The sequence below is a fragment of the Sphingopyxis sp. 550B genome (genome assembly GCF_057401805.1).
The window spans coordinates 2,702,074-2,719,436 of record NZ_CM171610.1 but is presented as its reverse complement, the minus strand read 5'-3'; the positions used below and the strand labels follow the sequence as shown (position 1 = coordinate 2,719,436).

General features: G+C 65.8%; 14 protein-coding genes. 10 read left to right on the top strand and 4 right to left on the bottom strand.

Annotation, left to right across the window (positions count from 1 at the left end; translation table 11 throughout):
• Positions 1-5 precede the first annotated feature (5 nt).
• On the top strand, positions 6-1,178 hold the full coding sequence (locus AC2S9W_RS12795) for a sensor histidine kinase (protein ID WP_067110166.1): 1,173 nt from the start codon (positions 6-8) through the stop codon (positions 1,176-1,178).
• A complete protein-coding gene (locus AC2S9W_RS12790) occupies positions 1,178-1,912 on the top strand; it encodes a LytR/AlgR family response regulator transcription factor (protein WP_286750160.1) in 735 nt (244 codons plus the stop codon). Before AC2S9W_RS12795 ends, AC2S9W_RS12790 begins: the two co-directional genes overlap by 1 nt.
• Positions 1,913-2,110: 198 nt before the next feature.
• Here AC2S9W_RS12790 and AC2S9W_RS12785 read toward each other — a convergent pair whose 3' ends face one another.
• Both AC2S9W_RS12785 and AC2S9W_RS12780 read right to left on the bottom strand, forming a co-directional pair.
• Positions 2,111-2,518: a hypothetical protein gene (locus AC2S9W_RS12785; RefSeq protein ID WP_156483069.1), complete on the bottom strand. Its 408-nt coding sequence runs from the start codon at positions 2,516-2,518 to the stop codon at positions 2,111-2,113.
• Positions 2,519-2,632: 114 nt separating this feature from the next.
• The gene (locus tag AC2S9W_RS12780) at positions 2,633-4,738 is read right to left on the bottom strand and encodes a M13 family metallopeptidase (RefSeq protein WP_286750156.1); all 2,106 of its coding nucleotides are present in this window, start codon (positions 4,736-4,738) and stop codon (positions 2,633-2,635) included.
• Between the two features lie 179 nt (positions 4,739-4,917).
• On the opposite strand from AC2S9W_RS12780, the gene uvrA reads away from it, so the two are divergent.
• Entirely contained in the window at positions 4,918-7,902 is a 2,985-nt protein-coding gene (uvrA, locus tag AC2S9W_RS12775; protein WP_286750157.1) for an excinuclease ABC subunit UvrA, read from the top strand.
• 132 nt (positions 7,903-8,034) lie between these two features.
• Here uvrA and AC2S9W_RS12770 read toward each other — a convergent pair whose 3' ends face one another.
• Entirely contained in the window at positions 8,035-8,343 is a 309-nt protein-coding gene (locus AC2S9W_RS12770) for a putative quinol monooxygenase (RefSeq protein ID WP_286750158.1), read from the bottom strand.
• A 186-nt stretch (positions 8,344-8,529) separates the two neighbouring features.
• Here AC2S9W_RS12770 and AC2S9W_RS12765 point away from each other — a divergent pair, with 186 nt between their 5' ends.
• From AC2S9W_RS12765 to phoB, 6 genes are all read left to right on the top strand, one after another.
• Positions 8,530-9,579: a substrate-binding domain-containing protein gene (locus AC2S9W_RS12765; protein ID WP_486570960.1), complete on the top strand. Its 1,050-nt coding sequence runs from the start codon at positions 8,530-8,532 to the stop codon at positions 9,577-9,579.
• Positions 9,580-9,716: 137 nt separating this feature from the next.
• Positions 9,717-11,093 (top strand): phosphate ABC transporter permease subunit PstC, encoded by a 1,377-nt coding sequence (gene pstC, locus AC2S9W_RS12760; protein ID WP_067110148.1) that lies wholly within the window; start codon positions 9,717-9,719, stop codon positions 11,091-11,093.
• On the top strand, positions 11,086-12,342 hold the full coding sequence (gene pstA, locus AC2S9W_RS12755) for a phosphate ABC transporter permease PstA (RefSeq protein WP_486570959.1): 1,257 nt from the start codon (positions 11,086-11,088) through the stop codon (positions 12,340-12,342). Before pstC ends, pstA begins: the two co-directional genes overlap by 8 nt.
• A gap of 2 nt (positions 12,343-12,344) precedes the next feature.
• Positions 12,345-13,127: a phosphate ABC transporter ATP-binding protein PstB gene (gene pstB / locus AC2S9W_RS12750; RefSeq protein WP_286750536.1), complete on the top strand. Its 783-nt coding sequence runs from the start codon at positions 12,345-12,347 to the stop codon at positions 13,125-13,127.
• A 25-nt stretch (positions 13,128-13,152) separates the two neighbouring features.
• A complete protein-coding gene (gene phoU / locus AC2S9W_RS12745; RefSeq protein ID WP_076077882.1) occupies positions 13,153-13,872 on the top strand; it encodes a phosphate signaling complex protein PhoU in 720 nt (239 codons plus the stop codon).
• The gene (gene phoB, locus AC2S9W_RS12740) at positions 13,872-14,570 is read left to right on the top strand and encodes a phosphate regulon transcriptional regulator PhoB (protein WP_067110139.1); all 699 of its coding nucleotides are present in this window, start codon (positions 13,872-13,874) and stop codon (positions 14,568-14,570) included. Before phoU ends, phoB begins: the two co-directional genes overlap by 1 nt.
• Positions 14,571-14,866: 296 nt before the next feature.
• Here the strand turns inward: phoB and AC2S9W_RS12735 are convergent, their stop codons facing one another.
• On the bottom strand, positions 14,867-16,141 hold the full coding sequence (locus tag AC2S9W_RS12735) for an OprO/OprP family phosphate-selective porin (protein ID WP_486570958.1): 1,275 nt from the start codon (positions 16,139-16,141) through the stop codon (positions 14,867-14,869).
• 271 nt (positions 16,142-16,412) lie between these two features.
• Here AC2S9W_RS12735 and AC2S9W_RS12730 point away from each other — a divergent pair, with 271 nt between their 5' ends.
• Complete coding sequence (locus AC2S9W_RS12730) at positions 16,413-17,315, top strand: SDR family oxidoreductase (RefSeq protein ID WP_067107670.1); 903 nt, start codon at positions 16,413-16,415, stop codon at positions 17,313-17,315.
• The last annotated feature ends 48 nt before the right edge of the window (positions 17,316-17,363 follow it).

Here is a 17,363-nt window from a genome sequence, read left to right as displayed (position 1 = left end):
GCGCCATGAACCGCGACCGCCACCCCGACCCGATGCGCGAGCAGCGCGCGCGCATGCTTGCGGCAGCGCCCGACTGGCGTGCGTCCGACGCGCGCGTCAACCCGCGCGTCGCCATCGGGTCGATCATCGCGATGTGGCTGCTCTATTTCCTGATCACGACGGGGCTTTCGGCGCTGACCGGCGCGCCGGGGCAATGGTCCTTCATCAACCAACGCGGCATCGTCGTGGTCGCCGGAATCCTCTGCACCTTCCTGCTCTATCAACTTCTCCAGCGTGTCCAGCCGCGCAGCTTCGGCGCGCGGCTCGCCGTCGCGATGGGGGCGGCGGTGCCGCTCGTCGCCCTTTATGCGAGCATCAACATGCTCGTCTTCTTCTATTGGTTTCCGTCGGACGAGACGGCCAAGATCATCGAGGATCTGCACGACAAATATCCGATCGCCTGGGAACTGGTGCTCATCCTCGACAGTTCGATCCGCTGGTATTTCTTCTTCGCGGTGTGGGCCGCGCTCTACGTCGCGCTCGGCTACGCGAACGAGATGCGCGCGGTCGAACGGCGCGCCAACGCCTATCGCCTCGAGGCGAAGAATGCGCAGCTTCGCGCGCTGCACTATCAGGTCAACCCGCATTTCCTGTTCAACACGCTCAATTCCTTGTCGACGCTCGTCATGCGCGGTTCGCAGAGCGAGGCGGAGGCGATGATCATGAACCTCTCCTCCTTCCTGCGGTCGAGTCTCGAGGTCGACCCCGAACAATTGGTCAGCCTCGACGAGGAGATCGCCCTCCAGCGTCTCTATCTCGACATCGAACAGGCGCGTTTCCCCGACCGGCTGCAGGTCGCGGTCGACGTGCCCGACGCGCTCGGCAATGCGTGCGTCCCGGTCCTGATCCTGCAGCCCGTCATCGAAAATGCGATCAAATATGGCGTCGCGCCCAGCAAGGGCCGCATCGGCATCCGCGTCACCGTGTCGAGCGACTACGGTCTGCTGATCCTGCGGGTCGAGAATGACGTCGACCCCGCGGCGCCCGCGCCCGATCCGGGGATCGGCCTTGGCCTCGGCAACGTGCGCGAGCGGCTGATCACGCGCTATGGACCCGTCGCGGGGTGCGAGTGGGGGCGGTCCGGCAAGGGCGGCTTCTACGTCTCACTCTGGCTGCCGCTGGCGCGGGACGGATGCTGATGCCGCCGACGCTGCGCACCCTGATCGTCGACGACGAGCCGCTCGCGATCGAGCGGCTGCAGATTCTCGCGGGGCAGCAGGACGGCATCGCACTCGTCGGCACCGCGGGTGACGGCGCCTCTGCGCTGCGCATGGTCGGAGCGCTCGCGCCCGACCTCGTGCTGTGCGACATCGCGATGCCGGACCTCAATGGCATCGAGGTCGCGGCGGCGATCGACAAGCTCGACAACCCGCCGGCCGTGGTTTTCGTCACCGCCTTCGACCGTTATGCGGTCGCGGCCTTCGATGTCGCGGCGGTCGACTATCTGCTCAAGCCCGTGTCTCCCGACCGGCTGGCTCGCGCGATCGCGCGCGTACGCGAATGGCGCCAGACCGACCACAGCCACGACATCAAAAGCCGATGGATCAACGAATTCTGGGTCCAGAACCGCGGCGAGATGCTGCGTATCGACGCCGGGCAGGTCGACCTGATCGAAGCCGAGCGCGATTATATGCGCCTGCATGTCGGCAACCGGAGTTGGCTGATCCACCAGACGATCAAATCGCTCGAAGAACGGATGAATCCCGAACAGTTCATCCGCATCCACCGATCGAAGATGGTCCGCCGCGGCGGCATCGTCGGGCTCAAACATCATGGCGACGGCGCGTGGAGCGTCGATCTGGGCGAAGGCGGGCTGCATCGCATCGGCCGCACTTACCTGCACGACGTCAAGGCGATCATGCAGGGGCGGTGATCCTGCCATAGCCACCGGTATGAAGCGGAACACGCAGGCCCGGACCGGGGTAGACCGTCGCCTCCGTGTTCCACATCCGCATCATGCCGCGCGATGCGGCGATTCTCGGCCCGCTTTCGATCGACTCCTGTGGCCGGTCGACGGGCCGACGAAAGTCGCCCGACGATCGACCAACGGCGTCCGTATCAGCGCCTCATGTCAGCGCTGCGGTTCGGGCAATGGATGCGCGCAACGCGTGGTGTCACCGGCCTTGCAGGCCGCGACATCGGCTTCCCACTGCATCCGTTCCTCGGCGCCCATCGCCGCGACGCGGGCCTTCTCCGCCTCGTAGGCCGCGGTTTCGGCGGCGTATTTCTCCTGCTCCGCCTGTTCCTGCGCAGCGGCGGCAGCGACCTCCTGCTCATAGGTGACATTCTCGGCCTTCGCCCGCGCCGCCTGTTCCGCGTTGAGCCGCGCGGTATTCGCACGCTCTTCCGGTGTCGTGCCGTCGGGTTTGGTCTGGACGGCAGCGGCCGTGTCGGCGGCGTCGGGTTCGGTCTGGGCAGTAGCCTGCCCGGCTCCGAACAGCGCCAGCGCGGCGGTCGCGGCCAATAGCATCCTGGTCATCGAAGTTTCTCCTTCACGGCAACGGCGATTGCTTGCCGTGCAAACGCCTTCGCCGCGAAGCCGTTCCCAGACGGCCCGGGTTCGGACGGCCGCTATAGGCACGCCGTTCGCGACCTACCAGATCCGTGTCCGCGCCTCTGGCTTCAGATAATATTTTGCATCCGCCGGCACATCGAACGCCTTGTACCAGGCATCGACGTTGCGCAGCGGCCCGATGATGCGCCAGCGTGACGGGCTGTGTTCGTCGCTCGCCACCTGCTGCTTGATCGCATCGTCGCGCGCCTTGTTGCGCCACGCCTGCGCGAAAGCGAGGAAGAAGCGCTGGTCGCCGGTCAGCCCGTCGATGACCGGTGCCTCCTTGCCGCCCAACGAGCGGTGGTAGGCATCATAGGCGATCTCCAGCCCGCCCAGGTCGGCGATATTCTCTCCCATCGTCAGTTCGGGATTGATGAAGGCGCCCGGTGCCGCCTCATAGGTCGCATATTGCGCGCCGAACCCTTTCGCCTGCGCCTCGAAGCGCGCGGCGTCCTCGGCGGTCCACCAGTCGCGCACCGCGCCTTCGGCATCGATCTTGCGTCCCTGGTCGTCGAAGCCGTGCACGATCTCGTGCCCGATCACCGCCCCGATCGCGCCATAGTTGACCGCGTCGTCGACGGACTCGCTGAAGAAGGGCGCCTGAAGAATGCCGGCGGGAAAGACGATCTTGTTTTCCAGCCCGCCGTTATAGGCGTTCACTTCCTGCGGGTTCATCGCCCATTTCTTGCGATCGACCGGCTTGCCGAGGTCGGATAGCAGATAGGCATATTCGAAAGCGGCGCTGCGTTCGACGTTGCCATAGAGGTCGGCAGGATCGATCTTCAGTCCCGAATAGTCGCGCCACTTGTCGGGGTAGCCGACCATCACGTCCATCCGTGCGAGCTTGGCGAGCGCCGCCTCCTTTGTCGCGGGCGCCATCCAGTCGTTGGCGCGGATGCGGTCGGCCATCGCCAGCTTCAGATTCGCGACGAGCTTCTCCATTTCCGCCTTGGCGCTCGGCGGGAAATAGGCGTGGGCATAGGTTTCGCCGACCAGTTCGCCGAGGCTGCCGTCGACGAGCCGCAGGCCCCGTTTCCAGCGCGGCCGCAACTCCGCGACACCGCTCATCGCCTTGGTGAATTCGAACCGGCTGTCGACCCAGTCCTTCGACAGATAGTTCGCCGCATTGTCGGCGACGTGGAACTGCTGCCACGCCTTGATCGTGTCGAGCGGCGTCTTCGCATAGAGAGCAGCGATGTCGCGAACGGCGGTGTTTTCGTTGACGATGATGCGCTTCTGAGGCGCGATCCCGGCGCCGGCGAACCAGGCCGCCCAGTCGAGTCCGGGCGCATAGGCGGCCAGTTCGTCGGACGACATCGGATTGTTGATCTTGCCGAGGTCGCGGCGGTCGGCGATCGGCCAGCTCGCCCGGGCGATTCCGGTTTCGAACGCCAGGATCGCATCCGCCGCCTTTTCGGGCGCCGGATCGCCGATCATCGTCATCGTCCGCACGATATAGGCGCGATAGGCATCGCGCTGCGCCTGGAAATCGTCCGACAGATAATATTCGCGGTCGGGCAGCCCCAATCCGCTCTGGCCGAGCCACAGCACGTTCGTCGTCGGATCGGCCGAGTCGGCATAGGGCTCGCCGGAAACGACGCTGAAACCGAAGGCGCCCTGCGATTGCCCCATGAAGCGCGCCATCGCGCTCTTGTCCCCGATCGCCCGCACCCTGGCGATGTCGACCATCAGCGGTTTGCTGCCCAGTGCCTCGACCCGCGCTTCGTCCATGAAACTCTGGTAGAGGCCACCGAGCTGGCTGATCGCCGGTGCGCCCGTCACCAGTTGGCGGAGCTGGCGCTGGGTCAGATTATAGACGTCGTAATCGACCCCCGCCGACGGCTGGTCGGCCGGAATCTCGGTGCGCGCGGACCAGCCGCCGTTGGCATATCGGTCGAAATCGTCGCCCGGCTTCACCGACGGATCGCGCGCCGACAGGTCGACGCCCCACGCCCCGAAGGTCAGCGCCCGAAGCGACGCCGCGTCCGCATCTGCCGCTGCGGCAGACGCCGTCGTATCGCGCGCCGGCGCCGGCATCCCCGCCAGCATCGCGGCCATCGCCAGCATCGCCGCCCCCATGTGGATCGACTTCATCTTCTTCTCCCCGTTTCGCACGCCGTCGCGGTCGGACGGCGGATATGCCATGCTTGTTCGCCCTTGGCGGCAGGGGGTCAAGCGAGCGGGCGAACATTGGTCGAAGGGTTCGGCGGGTTGGTGGAAAGTTCGCGTCGATCGTCGCATTGCGGGCCACCTTCGTGCTTCCTATTTAAGAGGCGACGCTCGCCTCTTGCGCGTCGAGAACAAATCTGGAACACACCCCTCCCATGAGTCTCACCCACATTTCGGTGCGCGGCGCGCGCGAGCATAATCTCAAGGGCGTCGACGTCGACCTGCCGCGCGACAGCCTGATCGTCATCACCGGCCTTTCCGGGTCGGGCAAGTCCAGCCTCGCCTTCGACACCATCTATGCCGAGGGGCAGCGGCGCTATGTCGAGAGCCTGTCCGCCTATGCGCGCCAATTCCTCGAGATGATGCAGAAACCCGACGTCGAACATATCGACGGTCTGTCGCCGGCGATCAGCATCGAGCAGAAGACGACGAGCCGCAACCCGCGCTCGACCGTCGCGACCGTCACCGAGATTTACGACTATATGCGCCTGTTATGGGCGCGCGTCGGCATCCCCTATTCGCCCGCCACCGGCGAGCCGATCAGCGCGCAGACGGTCAGCCAGATGGTCGACCGCGTAATGGAATTGCCCGAAGGCACGCGCGCCTATCTGCTCGCCCCCGTCGTGCGGGGCCGCAAGGGCGAATATCGCAAGGAACTGGCGCAGTGGCAGAAGGAAGGCTTCACCCGCGTCCGCATCGACGGCGAATTCCACGCGATCGAGGATGCCCCCGCGCTCGACAAGAAATACAAGCATGACATCGAGGTCGTCGTCGATCGCATCGCGGTGCGCGAGGGCATCGAGACGCGGCTCGCCGACAGCTTCGAGACGGCGCTGAAGCTGGCCGAGGGGCTGGCCTATGTCGATCTGGCGGACACGACGGTGGCGGAGGCGCTGTCGTCTAATGGTAAGACTACGGATTCCAGTTCGTCCGTTCGTGCTGAGCTTGTCGAAGCACCGTCCTCCGAAGAACAGGGCGGCCCTTCGACAAGCTCAGGGCGAACGGGAATGAAGAATGTTGGGATACCGTCGAACCGCATCATCTTTTCCGAGAAATTCGCCTGCCCGGTCTCGGGCTTCACCATCGCCGAGATCGAACCGCGCCTGTTCAGCTTCAACGCGCCGCAGGGCGCCTGCCCCGCATGCGACGGGTTGGGCGAGCGGCTCGAATTCGATCCCGACCTTGTCGTCCCCAACCACGCGCTCAGCCTCAAGAAGGGCGCGGTGGTGCCGTGGGCGAAATCGAACCCGCCCTCCCCTTATTATATGCAGGTGCTCGAAAGCCTCGGCAAAGCCTATGGGTTCAGCCTCGAAACGCCGTGGCAGGACCTGCCCGGCGAGGTGCAGCTCGTCATCCTCTACGGCAGCGGCGGCAAGCCGGTCGAACTGACCTTCCGGGACGGCAAGCGCACCTATACCACGCACAAGCCGTTCGAGGGGGTGATCGGAAACCTCAACCGCCGCATGCTCCAGACCGAAAGCGCGTGGACGCGCGAGGAACTCGGCAAATATCAGACCGCGCAGCCGTGCGAGACCTGCCACGGCGCGCGCCTGCGCCCCGAACCGCTCGCGGTGAAGATCGCGGGCGAGGACATCAGCCAGTCGGCGCGGCGGTCGGTTGCAGACGCCCTCCACTGGTTCGGCACGCTCGAAGAGAAATTGAACGCGCAGCAGAAGCAGATCGCCAAGGCCATCCTCAAGGAGATCAACGAGCGGCTCGGCTTCCTCAACAATGTCGGGCTCGACTATCTCAACCTCAACCGCACCAGCGGCACGCTGTCGGGCGGCGAAAGCCAGCGCATCCGCCTCGCCAGCCAGATCGGCAGCGGGCTGTCGGGCGTCCTCTACGTCCTCGACGAACCGTCGATCGGCCTCCACCAGCGCGACAACGACCGGTTGCTCGCGACGCTCAAGCGGCTGCGCAACCTCGGCAACACGGTGATCGTCGTCGAGCATGACGAGGATGCGATCCGCACCGCCGACCATATCGTCGACATGGGCCCCGGCGCCGGCGTTCATGGCGGCGAGGTGGTCGCCGAGGGCACGCTGGAACAGGTGCTGGCGAACGAGAAGAGCCTGACCGCCGCCTATCTGACCGGCGCGCGCCGGATCGAGGTGCCGCCGCATCGCCGCCCCGGCAACGGCTTCGACCTGGTGCTGAAGGGCGCGCGCGCGAACAATCTGCGGAACGTCACCGCGAAGATTCCGCTCGGCACCTTCACCTGCGTCACCGGGCTGTCGGGCAGCGGCAAGTCGAGCCTCGTCATCGACACGCTCTACGCCAGCGCGGCGCGCACGCTGAACGGCGCGCGCATGGTCGCCGGACCGCACGACAGCCTGTCGGGGCTCGAACATTGCGACAAGGTGATCGACATCGACCAGTCGCCGATCGGCCGCACCCCGCGCTCGAACCCCGCGACCTATACCGGCGCCTTCACCGTGATCCGCGACTGGTTCGCGGGGCTACCGGAGGCGCAGGCGCGCGGCTACAAGCCCGGCCGCTTCAGCTTCAACGTCAAGGGCGGGCGTTGCGAGACCTGCACCGGCGACGGGCTGATCAAGATCGAGATGCATTTCCTGCCCGACGTCTATGTGACGTGCGAAACGTGCGGCGGCAAACGCTACAATCGCGAAACGCTGGAGGTGAAGTTCAAGGGCAAGAGCATCGCCGACGTGCTCGACATGACGGTCGAGGATGCGGCGAAATTCTTCAAGGCGGTGCCCGCGATCCGCGACAAGATGGCGATGCTCGTCCGCGTCGGCCTCGGCTATATCAAGGTCGGGCAGCAGGCGACGACGCTGTCGGGCGGCGAGGCGCAGCGGGTGAAGCTGGCGAAGGAATTGTCGCGGCGCTCGACCGGGCAGACGCTCTACATCCTCGACGAGCCGACGACGGGGCTGCATTTCGAGGATGTCCGCAAGCTGCTCGAGGTGCTGCAGGCGCTGGTCGATCAGGGCAACAGCGTCGTGGTGATCGAGCATAATCTCGACGTCATCAAGACCGCCGACTGGATCGTCGACCTCGGCCCCGAAGGCGGCGTCAAGGGCGGCGAGATCGTCGCCGCGGGCACGCCCGAACAGGTGGTGAAGGAAAAGCGCAGCTTCACCGGGCAGTATCTGGCGCCGCTGCTGGGGAAATAAAGATGACTCCCCTCCCGCTCGCGGGAGGGGCCGGGGGTGGGCTGGCGGCGTCGCATTGGCCCACCCCGCTGCGACTAGCGAGCAAGCTCGCAAGTCTCGCTGCCCCTCCCGCAAGCGGGAGGGGAGGAAATCTCAGCCCATCAGCTTCGCGGTGATATCCTCGGCAGCATAGATGCGGATCACGGGCGGTTCGGGCGAGAGACGGCGCATTTCGGCGACGAAAGCCCCCGACGCCGGCACCGCGAAATGCGCTCGCACCGCGTCGGCGCTTTCCCATTCCTCGACGAACATCAGCCGGTCGGGGTTCTCGACATCGACATGGCAGTTATGCGCCAGACACCCCGCCTCGCCGCGCGACCGCGCGCTATGCTCGGCGCCGAGCGCGATCATGCGCTCGCGATTCTCGGGGGTGAGGATGACATGGCCGGTGATGAGGATCATCGCTGTTCGTTCCTTCCTGTTACGTTGGCAATGGCGGTCTTCGGCTCGTCACCATCACGGCGTCCATGACACTTATGTGACGCCCTCTGTCACATACGCGTCATACAAAACCCCCATTGGCGGCTCAGCGAGTCGCCCTCGGGGGTGGCGGCTTGGTTGGATAGCGACTCCCGACAGGATTTTTCCATGGCCAAGACATTTGCCCTTGCCATCGGCGTCGCGACCGCCGCGCTGGCGCTTTCCGCTTGTCAGGATCAGGCGGCATCGGGCGGCGGCGCGCGCGATTATATCAGCGCGGTCGGCTCCTCCACCGTCTATCCCTTTGCCACCGCGGCGGGCGAGAAATTCGCCGAGGCGACCGGCAACAAGGTGCCGAAGATCGACTCGACCGGCACCGGCGGCGGTTTCGAGCGCTTCTGCCAGGGTGTCGGCGGCGACACGCCCGATATCGCCAACGCCTCGCGCCGGATCAAGAAGAAGGAATTCGACAGCTGCGCCGCGAACGGCGTCAAGGACATCGTCGAAATCCAGATCGGCATCGACGGCATCGCGCTGGGCGAAGCGGCGCGCGGCCCCGGTTTCAGGCTGACCGAGGAAGATGTCTACAAGGCGCTCGCCGCCAATCCCTATGGCAAGCCGAACACCGCGAAGACGTGGAAGGACGTCAACCCCGCCCTCCCCGCGGTCGGCATCTCGGTCTTCGGTCCGCCGTCGACCAGCGGCACCTATGACGCGTTCAAGGAACTGATCATGGGCAAGGGCTGCGACGCCGACCCCGCGATGAAGGCGCTGAAGGACAGCGACAAGGACAAGCATGAAGCGGTGTGCACCGGCCTGCGCGGCGCGCCCTTCTATGTCGAGCAGGGCGAGAACGACAATCTGATCATCTCGAAGCTCGACAAGAACCCGAGCAGCCTCGGCATCTTCGGCTTTTCCTATCTCGACGCCAACAAGGACAAGATCAAGGCGGTGCCGGTGCAGGGCGTGTCGCCGACCTATGCGACGATCGCCGACGGCAGCTATCCCGGATCGCGCCCGCTGTTCGTCTACGTCAAGAAGGCGCACGTCGGCGTGATCCCCGGCCTGGCCGACTATGTCGCCGAAATCCTGAAGGGCGCGGCCGAGGGCGGCTATCTGGCGCCCAAGGGGCTGATCGTGTCGCCGAAGGCGGTGGCGGACGCGGCCGCCGCGGCGGCGAAGGCGATGACGCCGCTCGACGGGTCGGTGCTGAAATAAGCTTCTCCCCCACCACCGATTATCCCTGACCCCGTTCGTGTCGAGCGAAGTCGAGACACCCATCGAAGACGCGCAAGGCCGAGGGGCATCTCGACTTCGCTCGATGCGAACGGAACAAGATAGGCCGAAATTACTCCGTGACCTTCAACCCCGCCGCCCTTCTGCTCCTGATCCTCGGCCTTGCGCTGATCGGCTGGCTGGCCGGCCGCGCGCGGTCGGCGATGCTCGCGGGCCGCACGGGTACGAAGCTGCATTCGCGCCCGCAATATCATGGCTGGTACGTCGCGCTGTGGCTGTTCGCGCCCGCCGCGATCTTCCTCGCCGTGTGGACAAGCGTCTCGCCGGCGCTGATCACCAACGAGGTGCTGACCAGCGAAGCGGCGAAGGACCTGCCCGCCTTTGGTTTCGAGCGCGGGGCGATCCTGTCCGACGCGCGGGGCGTCGCGCAGGGCAGGCAGGCCGCGGTGCGCCTCCCCGCCGCCGCGCCGCTGGTCCGGCCCTATGCCGAGGCGACGCGCGAATATGCGTGGATCGGCATCGCGGCGATGCTCGCGCTGGGGCTGGCGGGGGGCCTCTATGCCTTCACGCGCATTCGTCCCGATTTTCGCGCGCGGACGCGGGTCGAGCGGATCGTAATGGGGGTGCTGCTGCTCGCGTCGCTGGTCGCGATCCTCACCACCTTCGGCATCGTGCTGTCGCTATTGTTCGAATCGATCCGCTTCTTCCGCCTCGTTCCGGCGACCGAACTGCTGTTCGGCACCAACTGGAACCCGCAGAGCGGCGCGCCGCAGCCCGGCACGTTCGGCGGCATTCCGCTGTTCTGGGGGACGGTGTTGATCGGAGCGATCATCGCGATGATCGTCGCGATCCCGATCGGCATGATGACCGCCGTCTACCTGACCCAATATGCCGCGCCGACGGTGCGCAAATGGGTGAAGCCGTGCCTCGAGATTCTCGCGGGCGTGCCGACCGTCGTCTATGGCTATTTCGCCGCGCTGACCGTCGCACCGGCATTGCGCGAGTTCGCGGTGATGCTCGGCATCCCCAACGCGTCGACCGAGAGCGCGCTCGCGGCGGGCATCGTGATGGGGGTGATGATCATCCCCTTCGTCTCGTCGATGGCCGACGACAGCATCAACGCGGTGCCGCAGGCGATGCGCGACGGCAGCCTCGCGCTGGGCGCGACACCGAACGAGACGATCCGCCAAGTGCTGATCCCCGCCGCGCTGCCCGGCGTGATGGGCGGCATCCTGCTCGCGGTCAGCCGCGCGATCGGCGAGACGATGATCGTGGTGATGGCCGCCGGCCTGTCCGCCAACCTGACCGCCAACCCCTTCGCCAGCGTCACCACCGTGACCGCGCAGATCGTCAAGCTGCTCACCGGCGATCAGGAATTCGACAGCGCCAAGACGCTCGCCGCCTTCGCGCTCGGCCTCGTGCTGTTCCTCGTCACTTTGCTGCTCAACATCGTCGCGTTGCGCGTCGTCAAAAAGTATCGCGAAGCCTATGAATAGCGAAACCGCCCCCACCGACTGGAAAGGCCGGGCGATGCAGGCCCGCATCGCCAGGCGCTACGCCGCCGAGCGCCGCTTCAAGGCGCTCGGACTGGGCGCGGTGCTGCTTTCGGGCGCCTTTCTCGCCTTCCTGCTGATCGTCATGGTCGGCAACGGCGCGCGCGGCTTCACCTACACGCATGTCGCGGTGCCGGTCGATTTCCGCACGACGCCGCTGGTGATCGACCCCGCCCGCCTGTCCGATCCCGACGCCGATCAGGCGATCGCGGGCGCCGGCCTGTCCGACATCGTCGCCTTCGCCGCCGACGAGGCGCTGGGCGATGGCGGATCGGCGCTGATCAGCGAGAATGCGTGGAAAGAGGTTCGCAGCGCGATCAAGGCCGATCCCGATCTCCTCAAGCGCCGGACGGTGTTCGAACTGCCCGCGTCGAGCGCCATCGACATTGCCGCCAAGGAGGACGCGAAGGGCGAACTGGGCGCGCGGGTCGATGCGCTGGAACGCGACGGACGGCTGTCGACCGGAATCCACTGGCCCTTCTTCCGCAACGCCGATGCCACCGATCCGGCGGTCGCGGGCATCTGGGGCGCGCTGAAAGGGTCGGTGCTGACGATCGTCATCGCCTTCCTGATCGCCTTTCCGACCGGGGTGCTCGCGGCGCTCTATCTCGAGGAATATGCGCCCAAGAACCGCTGGACCGACCTGATCGAAGTGTCGATCAACAATCTGGCCGCGGTGCCGTCGATCATCTTCGGCCTGCTCGCGCTCGCGGTGTTCATCAACTGGTTCGGGCTCTGCCAGGCGAGCGCGCTGGTCGGCGGGCTCACGCTGGCGCTGATGACGATGCCGGTCATCGTCATCGCCGCGCGCAACGCGATCAAGGCAGTGCCGCCGTCGATCCGCGACGCGGCGCTCGGCGTCGGCGCCAGCCCGGTGCAGGTGGTGTTCCACCACGTCCTGCCGCTCGCGCTGCCCGGCATCCTGACCGGCACGATCATCGGCATGGCGCGCGCGCTGGGCGAGACGGCGCCGCTGCTGCTGATCGGGATGCGCGCCTTTATCGGCGACGTGCCGAACGGCATCTGCGCCCCCTCGACCGTGCTGCCGATGCAGATTTTCCTCTGGTCGGACGAGGTCGACCGCGGTTTCGTCGAAAAGACCTCCGCCGCGATCATCGTGCTGCTCATCGTGCTGCTGTCGATGAACGCGCTGGCCATCTATCTTCGCAACAAGTTCGAAAAGCGCTGGTGATCATGACCCAAGACGATCTTATCATCGCCGACCCCAAGATGCGGGCAGAGGGCGTCGACGTCTTCTACGGCAAAAAGCAGGCCATCAAGGACGTGTCGATCGACGTCGGCACCGACCTCGTCACCGCCTTCATCGGCCCGTCGGGCTGCGGCAAGTCGACCTTCCTGCGCTCGCTCAACCGGATGAACGACACGGTCGCGAGCGCGCGCGTCACCGGCCGCATCGAACTCGACGGCGAGGATATCTATGCGCCGTCGATGGACGTGGTGCAGCTTCGCGCGCGCGTCGGCATGGTGTTCCAGAAGCCGAACCCCTTTCCCAAGTCGATCTACGACAATGTCGCCTATGGCTCGCGCATCCACGGGCTCGCGGCGAACAAGGCCGACCTCGACGTCATCGTCGAGCGCGCGCTGACCCGCGCCGGCCTGTGGGACGAGGTCAAGGACTGGCTGAACGAAAGCGGCACCGCGCTGTCGGGCGGCCAGCAGCAGCGCCTGTGCATCGCACGCGCGATCGCGGTCGATCCCGAAGTCATATTGATGGACGAGCCCTGCTCGGCGCTCGATCCGATCGCGACGGCGAAGATCGAGGAGCTGATCCACGAACTGCGCGGCAAATATGCGATCGTGATCGTCACCCACAACATGCAGCAGGCGGCGCGCGTGTCGCAGCGCACCGCCTTTTTCCACCTCGGGACGCTGGTCGAGTACGGCAAGACCACCGATATCTTCACGAACCCGAAGCAGGAACGCACCAAGGATTATATTACCGGCCGCTATGGTTGAGCCATAGGCGCGAAAGGACAGCATGATGGCAATAGTCAACGATCATACCGTCAAGGCCTTCGACGAGGACCTCAACCGCCTGCGCGGGTTGATCAGCGAGATGGGCGGCCGCGCCGAACAGGCGCTGCTCCAGGCGATGACCGCGCTCAACATGGGCGACCTCGACCTCGCGGCGCAGGTCGTGCAAGGCGACAAGAAGATCGACGCGCTCGAAACCGAGGTCGAGCAACTGACCGTCCAGACGATCGCGCTGCGCGCGCCGATGGCCGATGACCTGCGCGAGATGATCGCGGCGCTGAAAATCGTGTCGGTCGTCGAGCGGATCGGCGACTATGCGAAGAATATCGCCAAGCGCGTCGCGCTGATGGACCAGACCCGCTCGATCGAGGCGATCCCGCTGCTGATGTCGATGTCGTCGCTCGTCGTCGAACTGGTCCATGACGCGCTCGACAGCTTCGCCGCGCGCGATGCCGACCTCGCGGTGCGGGTGACGATCCGCGACAAGACGGTCGACGATTTCTATAACAGCATCTTCCGCGCGCTCGTCACCTTCATGATGGAAAATCCGAAGCATATCACCGAAAGTGCGCATCTGCTGTTCGTCGCCAAGAATCTGGAACGGATCGGCGATCACGCGACCAACATCGCCGAAATGGTTCATTATGTCGTGACCGGCGAGCGGATGGAGGAGCGCGAGCGCGGCGAGCAGCCCGAGGATGGCGCCGCGGAGCAGGAGCAAGGCTGATGCCGCAGCCCGACCTGCTGCTGATCGAGGACGACGAGGCGATCGCCGAACTGATCGTCTGGCATTTCGCACGCGAAGGCTTTTCGGTGCGCCAGACCCCCGACGGCGAACAGGCGCTGATCCTGGTCGAGGAACGGGTGCCCGACATCGTGCTGCTCGACTGGATGATCGAGAGCCTGCCCGGCATCGAGGTATGCCGCCGGCTGCGCCGCAACCCCAAGTCGGCGAACGTGCCGATCATCATGCTCACCGCGCGCGGCGAGGAGGAGGATCGCATCCGCGGTCTCGAAACCGGCGCCGACGATTATGTAACCAAGCCTTTCAGCCCGCGCGAACTGGTGGCGCGCGTCCAGGCGGTACTGCGCCGCCTGCGCCCGGCGCTGGCGGGCGAGATGCTGACCTATGCCGACATCGAGCTCGATTCGGTCGCGCACAAGGTGGTGCGCGACGGGCGGCTGGTGAGCATGGGCCCCACCGAGTTCCGCCTGCTGCGCCATTTCATGGAGCATCCGGGCCGCGTCTTTTCACGCGGGCAGTTGCTCGACAGCGTGTGGGGGCAGGACAGCGACATCGAGCTGCGCACGGTCGACGTCCATATCCGCCGGCTGCGCAAGGCGATCAACCTGCCAGGCACCGCCGATATCATCCGCACCGTGCGCTCGGCAGGCTATGCGCTGGATGCGGCGAATAATGTATAGGGATCATGGAGCGGCTGCAGGGATAGACCGGAGCCCCCATCGTCATCCCGGACTTGATCGGCATATATACCATTCAGGCAAGTCAGGAGCTGTTCCCCGGCGAAAGCCGGGGTCCATGCGAAGCAGCGCTGTGCCATCTGGACCCCGGCTTTCGCCGGGGATCAGTGACTTGCCGGAAAGGGATAATGGCCGACTTGATCCGGGTTCCATTCACCAGCGTCGAGTAAATGGATCTTGGATCAAGTCCGGGATGACCGAATTCGGGGAACGCCCGCCGCCCCTTTCAAAGCCGCCCGTCAGAAATCGATCTGCGTCCGCAGTCCGAACGTATCCACCGAATAATCGCGGTCGCCCGCCGCCGTCGCGATGTGTGCGTCGTCGATCCACAGCCTGCCGTAGTTGGCGGTGATGCGGACATAGTCGATCGGTGCCCAGACCAGCCCGACCAAGGCCGCTCTCTGCCGTCCCCCGACAATGCCCGCATCATTGAGGTCGAGATGGTCGTACCGCACGTTCACTTCGAACGCGCCGATCCCGCCCGCGGTGATCGGGCTGGACGGTTTCAGTCGGTCGAAGGCGCCGTCCTTGTAGGTCCGGCTCTCGCCCGTCAGCACCATGCCGAGCTCCGCATAGCCGCCGAAGAAGGTCGGATCGGGAAGCCCCGGCCGCCGGACCGTCTGCCAGAAGGTTTCGCCCGCGGCATGGAAAGGCCCCGACAACAGCGCCGCCTCCAGCCCCAGCCCGCGCTCGCCGGTCGCCGCGATCGCGCCGGTATCGACCAGCCGGACGTCGGTGGTGTGCGCGAACGGGCGCGCACGATAGCGGGTCGTCGCCGCGGAATCGTTGAAGTCGCGCCAATGCGCCGACCCGCCGAGATGGAGTTGCGTGTCGCCGAACTTCGGCATCCACACGGCGCGGCCGTCGACGCCGAAACTGTTGTTGGCATCGTCGAGCAGGTCGTTGGCATTGTCGCCGAAGACGCCCGCCTGCGCGAGGAACGCCTTGCCCTTATACTGCGCCGACAGGCCCAGACGGCGTTCGAAACCGAACGCCTGGGTGAAGGCGGCGCGCTCCATGACGCTGGTGAACAGGTCGCTCGTCATCTCGTCGAGCGACCAGAAGGGTTTGACCTGCCCCGCCGTGACCGACAGCGGCCCCGGACCATAGGTGAGGTAGACGTCGGTCAGTTCCACCGATCCGTTCGCCAGATCCGCCTCGACCCGATAGGAGAAACCGCCCGGAATCTTGCCGTCGACGCCCAGATAGACACGGCGAAATTCGCTCCCGATACCGCCGCGGTTTCCGGTCGCGCCGGGCGTGTCGATGCCCGCGACGTCGATCTGCACCCGCCCGCGCGGCTTGAAGCTCCACCCGTCGGCATTGCCGATCTCCGGCGCACCCTTCCACGTCGTCACCGGTGCGGCGGATGCCGCGGGGGCGGGTGCGGAGGCGGAAGGCGATGCGCCCGGCGATCCCGCGTCCGCCGCATCGAGCCGCGCCTCCAGCCTCTCCACCTGCGTCCGCAGCGCGGCGAGTTCCGCGCGGAGCGCCGAAGCCTCCTCGGCGGTCATGGCCTGGGCGTGCGCGGTTGCAGGCAGACAAAGCATCGTGGTCGCGAGCAGGGCCGCTGGACAGGCGAGGCGCATCGAAATCGCTCCATTGCGAAAGGGTGGCTATTCGGGGGCCGTATGACCGATAGATGACAGTTGCACGTCATTTGAATGACATTTCGATGAATATCGCCCTTGTGTCCTTCCCCCTTGCCAGCACGGCCCGAACGGCTAAGGACATCCCCGTTTTCTTCCGCAACGCTTCGCGGACGGCTCAATTCAGGAGATCATCATGGCGATCAAATTCGACGGACGTGTAGCCATTGTCACCGGCGCCGGCGGCGGGCTGGGCCGCGCCTATGCGCTCGAACTCGCGCGGCGCGGCGCAAAGGTCGTCGTCAACGACCTCGGCGGCGCGCGCGACGGCACCGGCCATTCGGACGCCGCGCTGCAGGTGGTCGAGGAAATCCGCGCCGCCGGCGGAACCGCCATGTCGAACGGCGGCAGCGTCACCGAATATGAGCAGATGGTCGAAATGGTCGCCAAGGCGAAGGAAGAATGGGGCGGCGTCCACGTCCTGATCAACAACGCCGGCATCCTGCGCGACAAGAGCTTCGCGAAGATGACGATGGACGATTTCGACCTTGTCGTGAAGGTTCACCTGCTCGGCAGCGCCAACGTCACCAAGGCGTGCTGGGACATCATGCGCGACCAGGCCTATGGCCGCATCCTGATGACCGCCTCGTCGACCGGCCTCTACGGCAATTTCGGCCAGGCCAATTACGGCGCGGCGAAGCTCGGCCTGGCCGGCCTGACCAAGACGCTGCATCTCGAAGGCGCGAAATACAACGTCCGCTGCAACACGATCGCCCCGGTCGCGGGCACGCGCATGACCGAGGATATCTTCCCGCCCGAACTGTTCGAGAAGTTCACGCCCGAAAACGTCGTGCCCGCCGCGCTGTTCCTCGTCAGCGAGGACGCCCCGACCAACATGATCGTCGGCGCGGGCGCCGGGGCCTTCCATGCCGCCTATGTCACCGCCACGCCGGGCGTCGCGCTGCCCGAGGACGAGCGCACGCCCGAGGGCATCGCCGCGGCATGGGAGAAGATCATCGACCGCAACGGCGAAATCGTCCCGCAATCGGGCAGCGAGCAGTCGATGATCGTGATGAAGGCGTTGCAGGCGCTGGGCTGACGCGAAAACCCTCCCTGTCGCATAGCGATGGGGAGGCCGCCGCGCTTC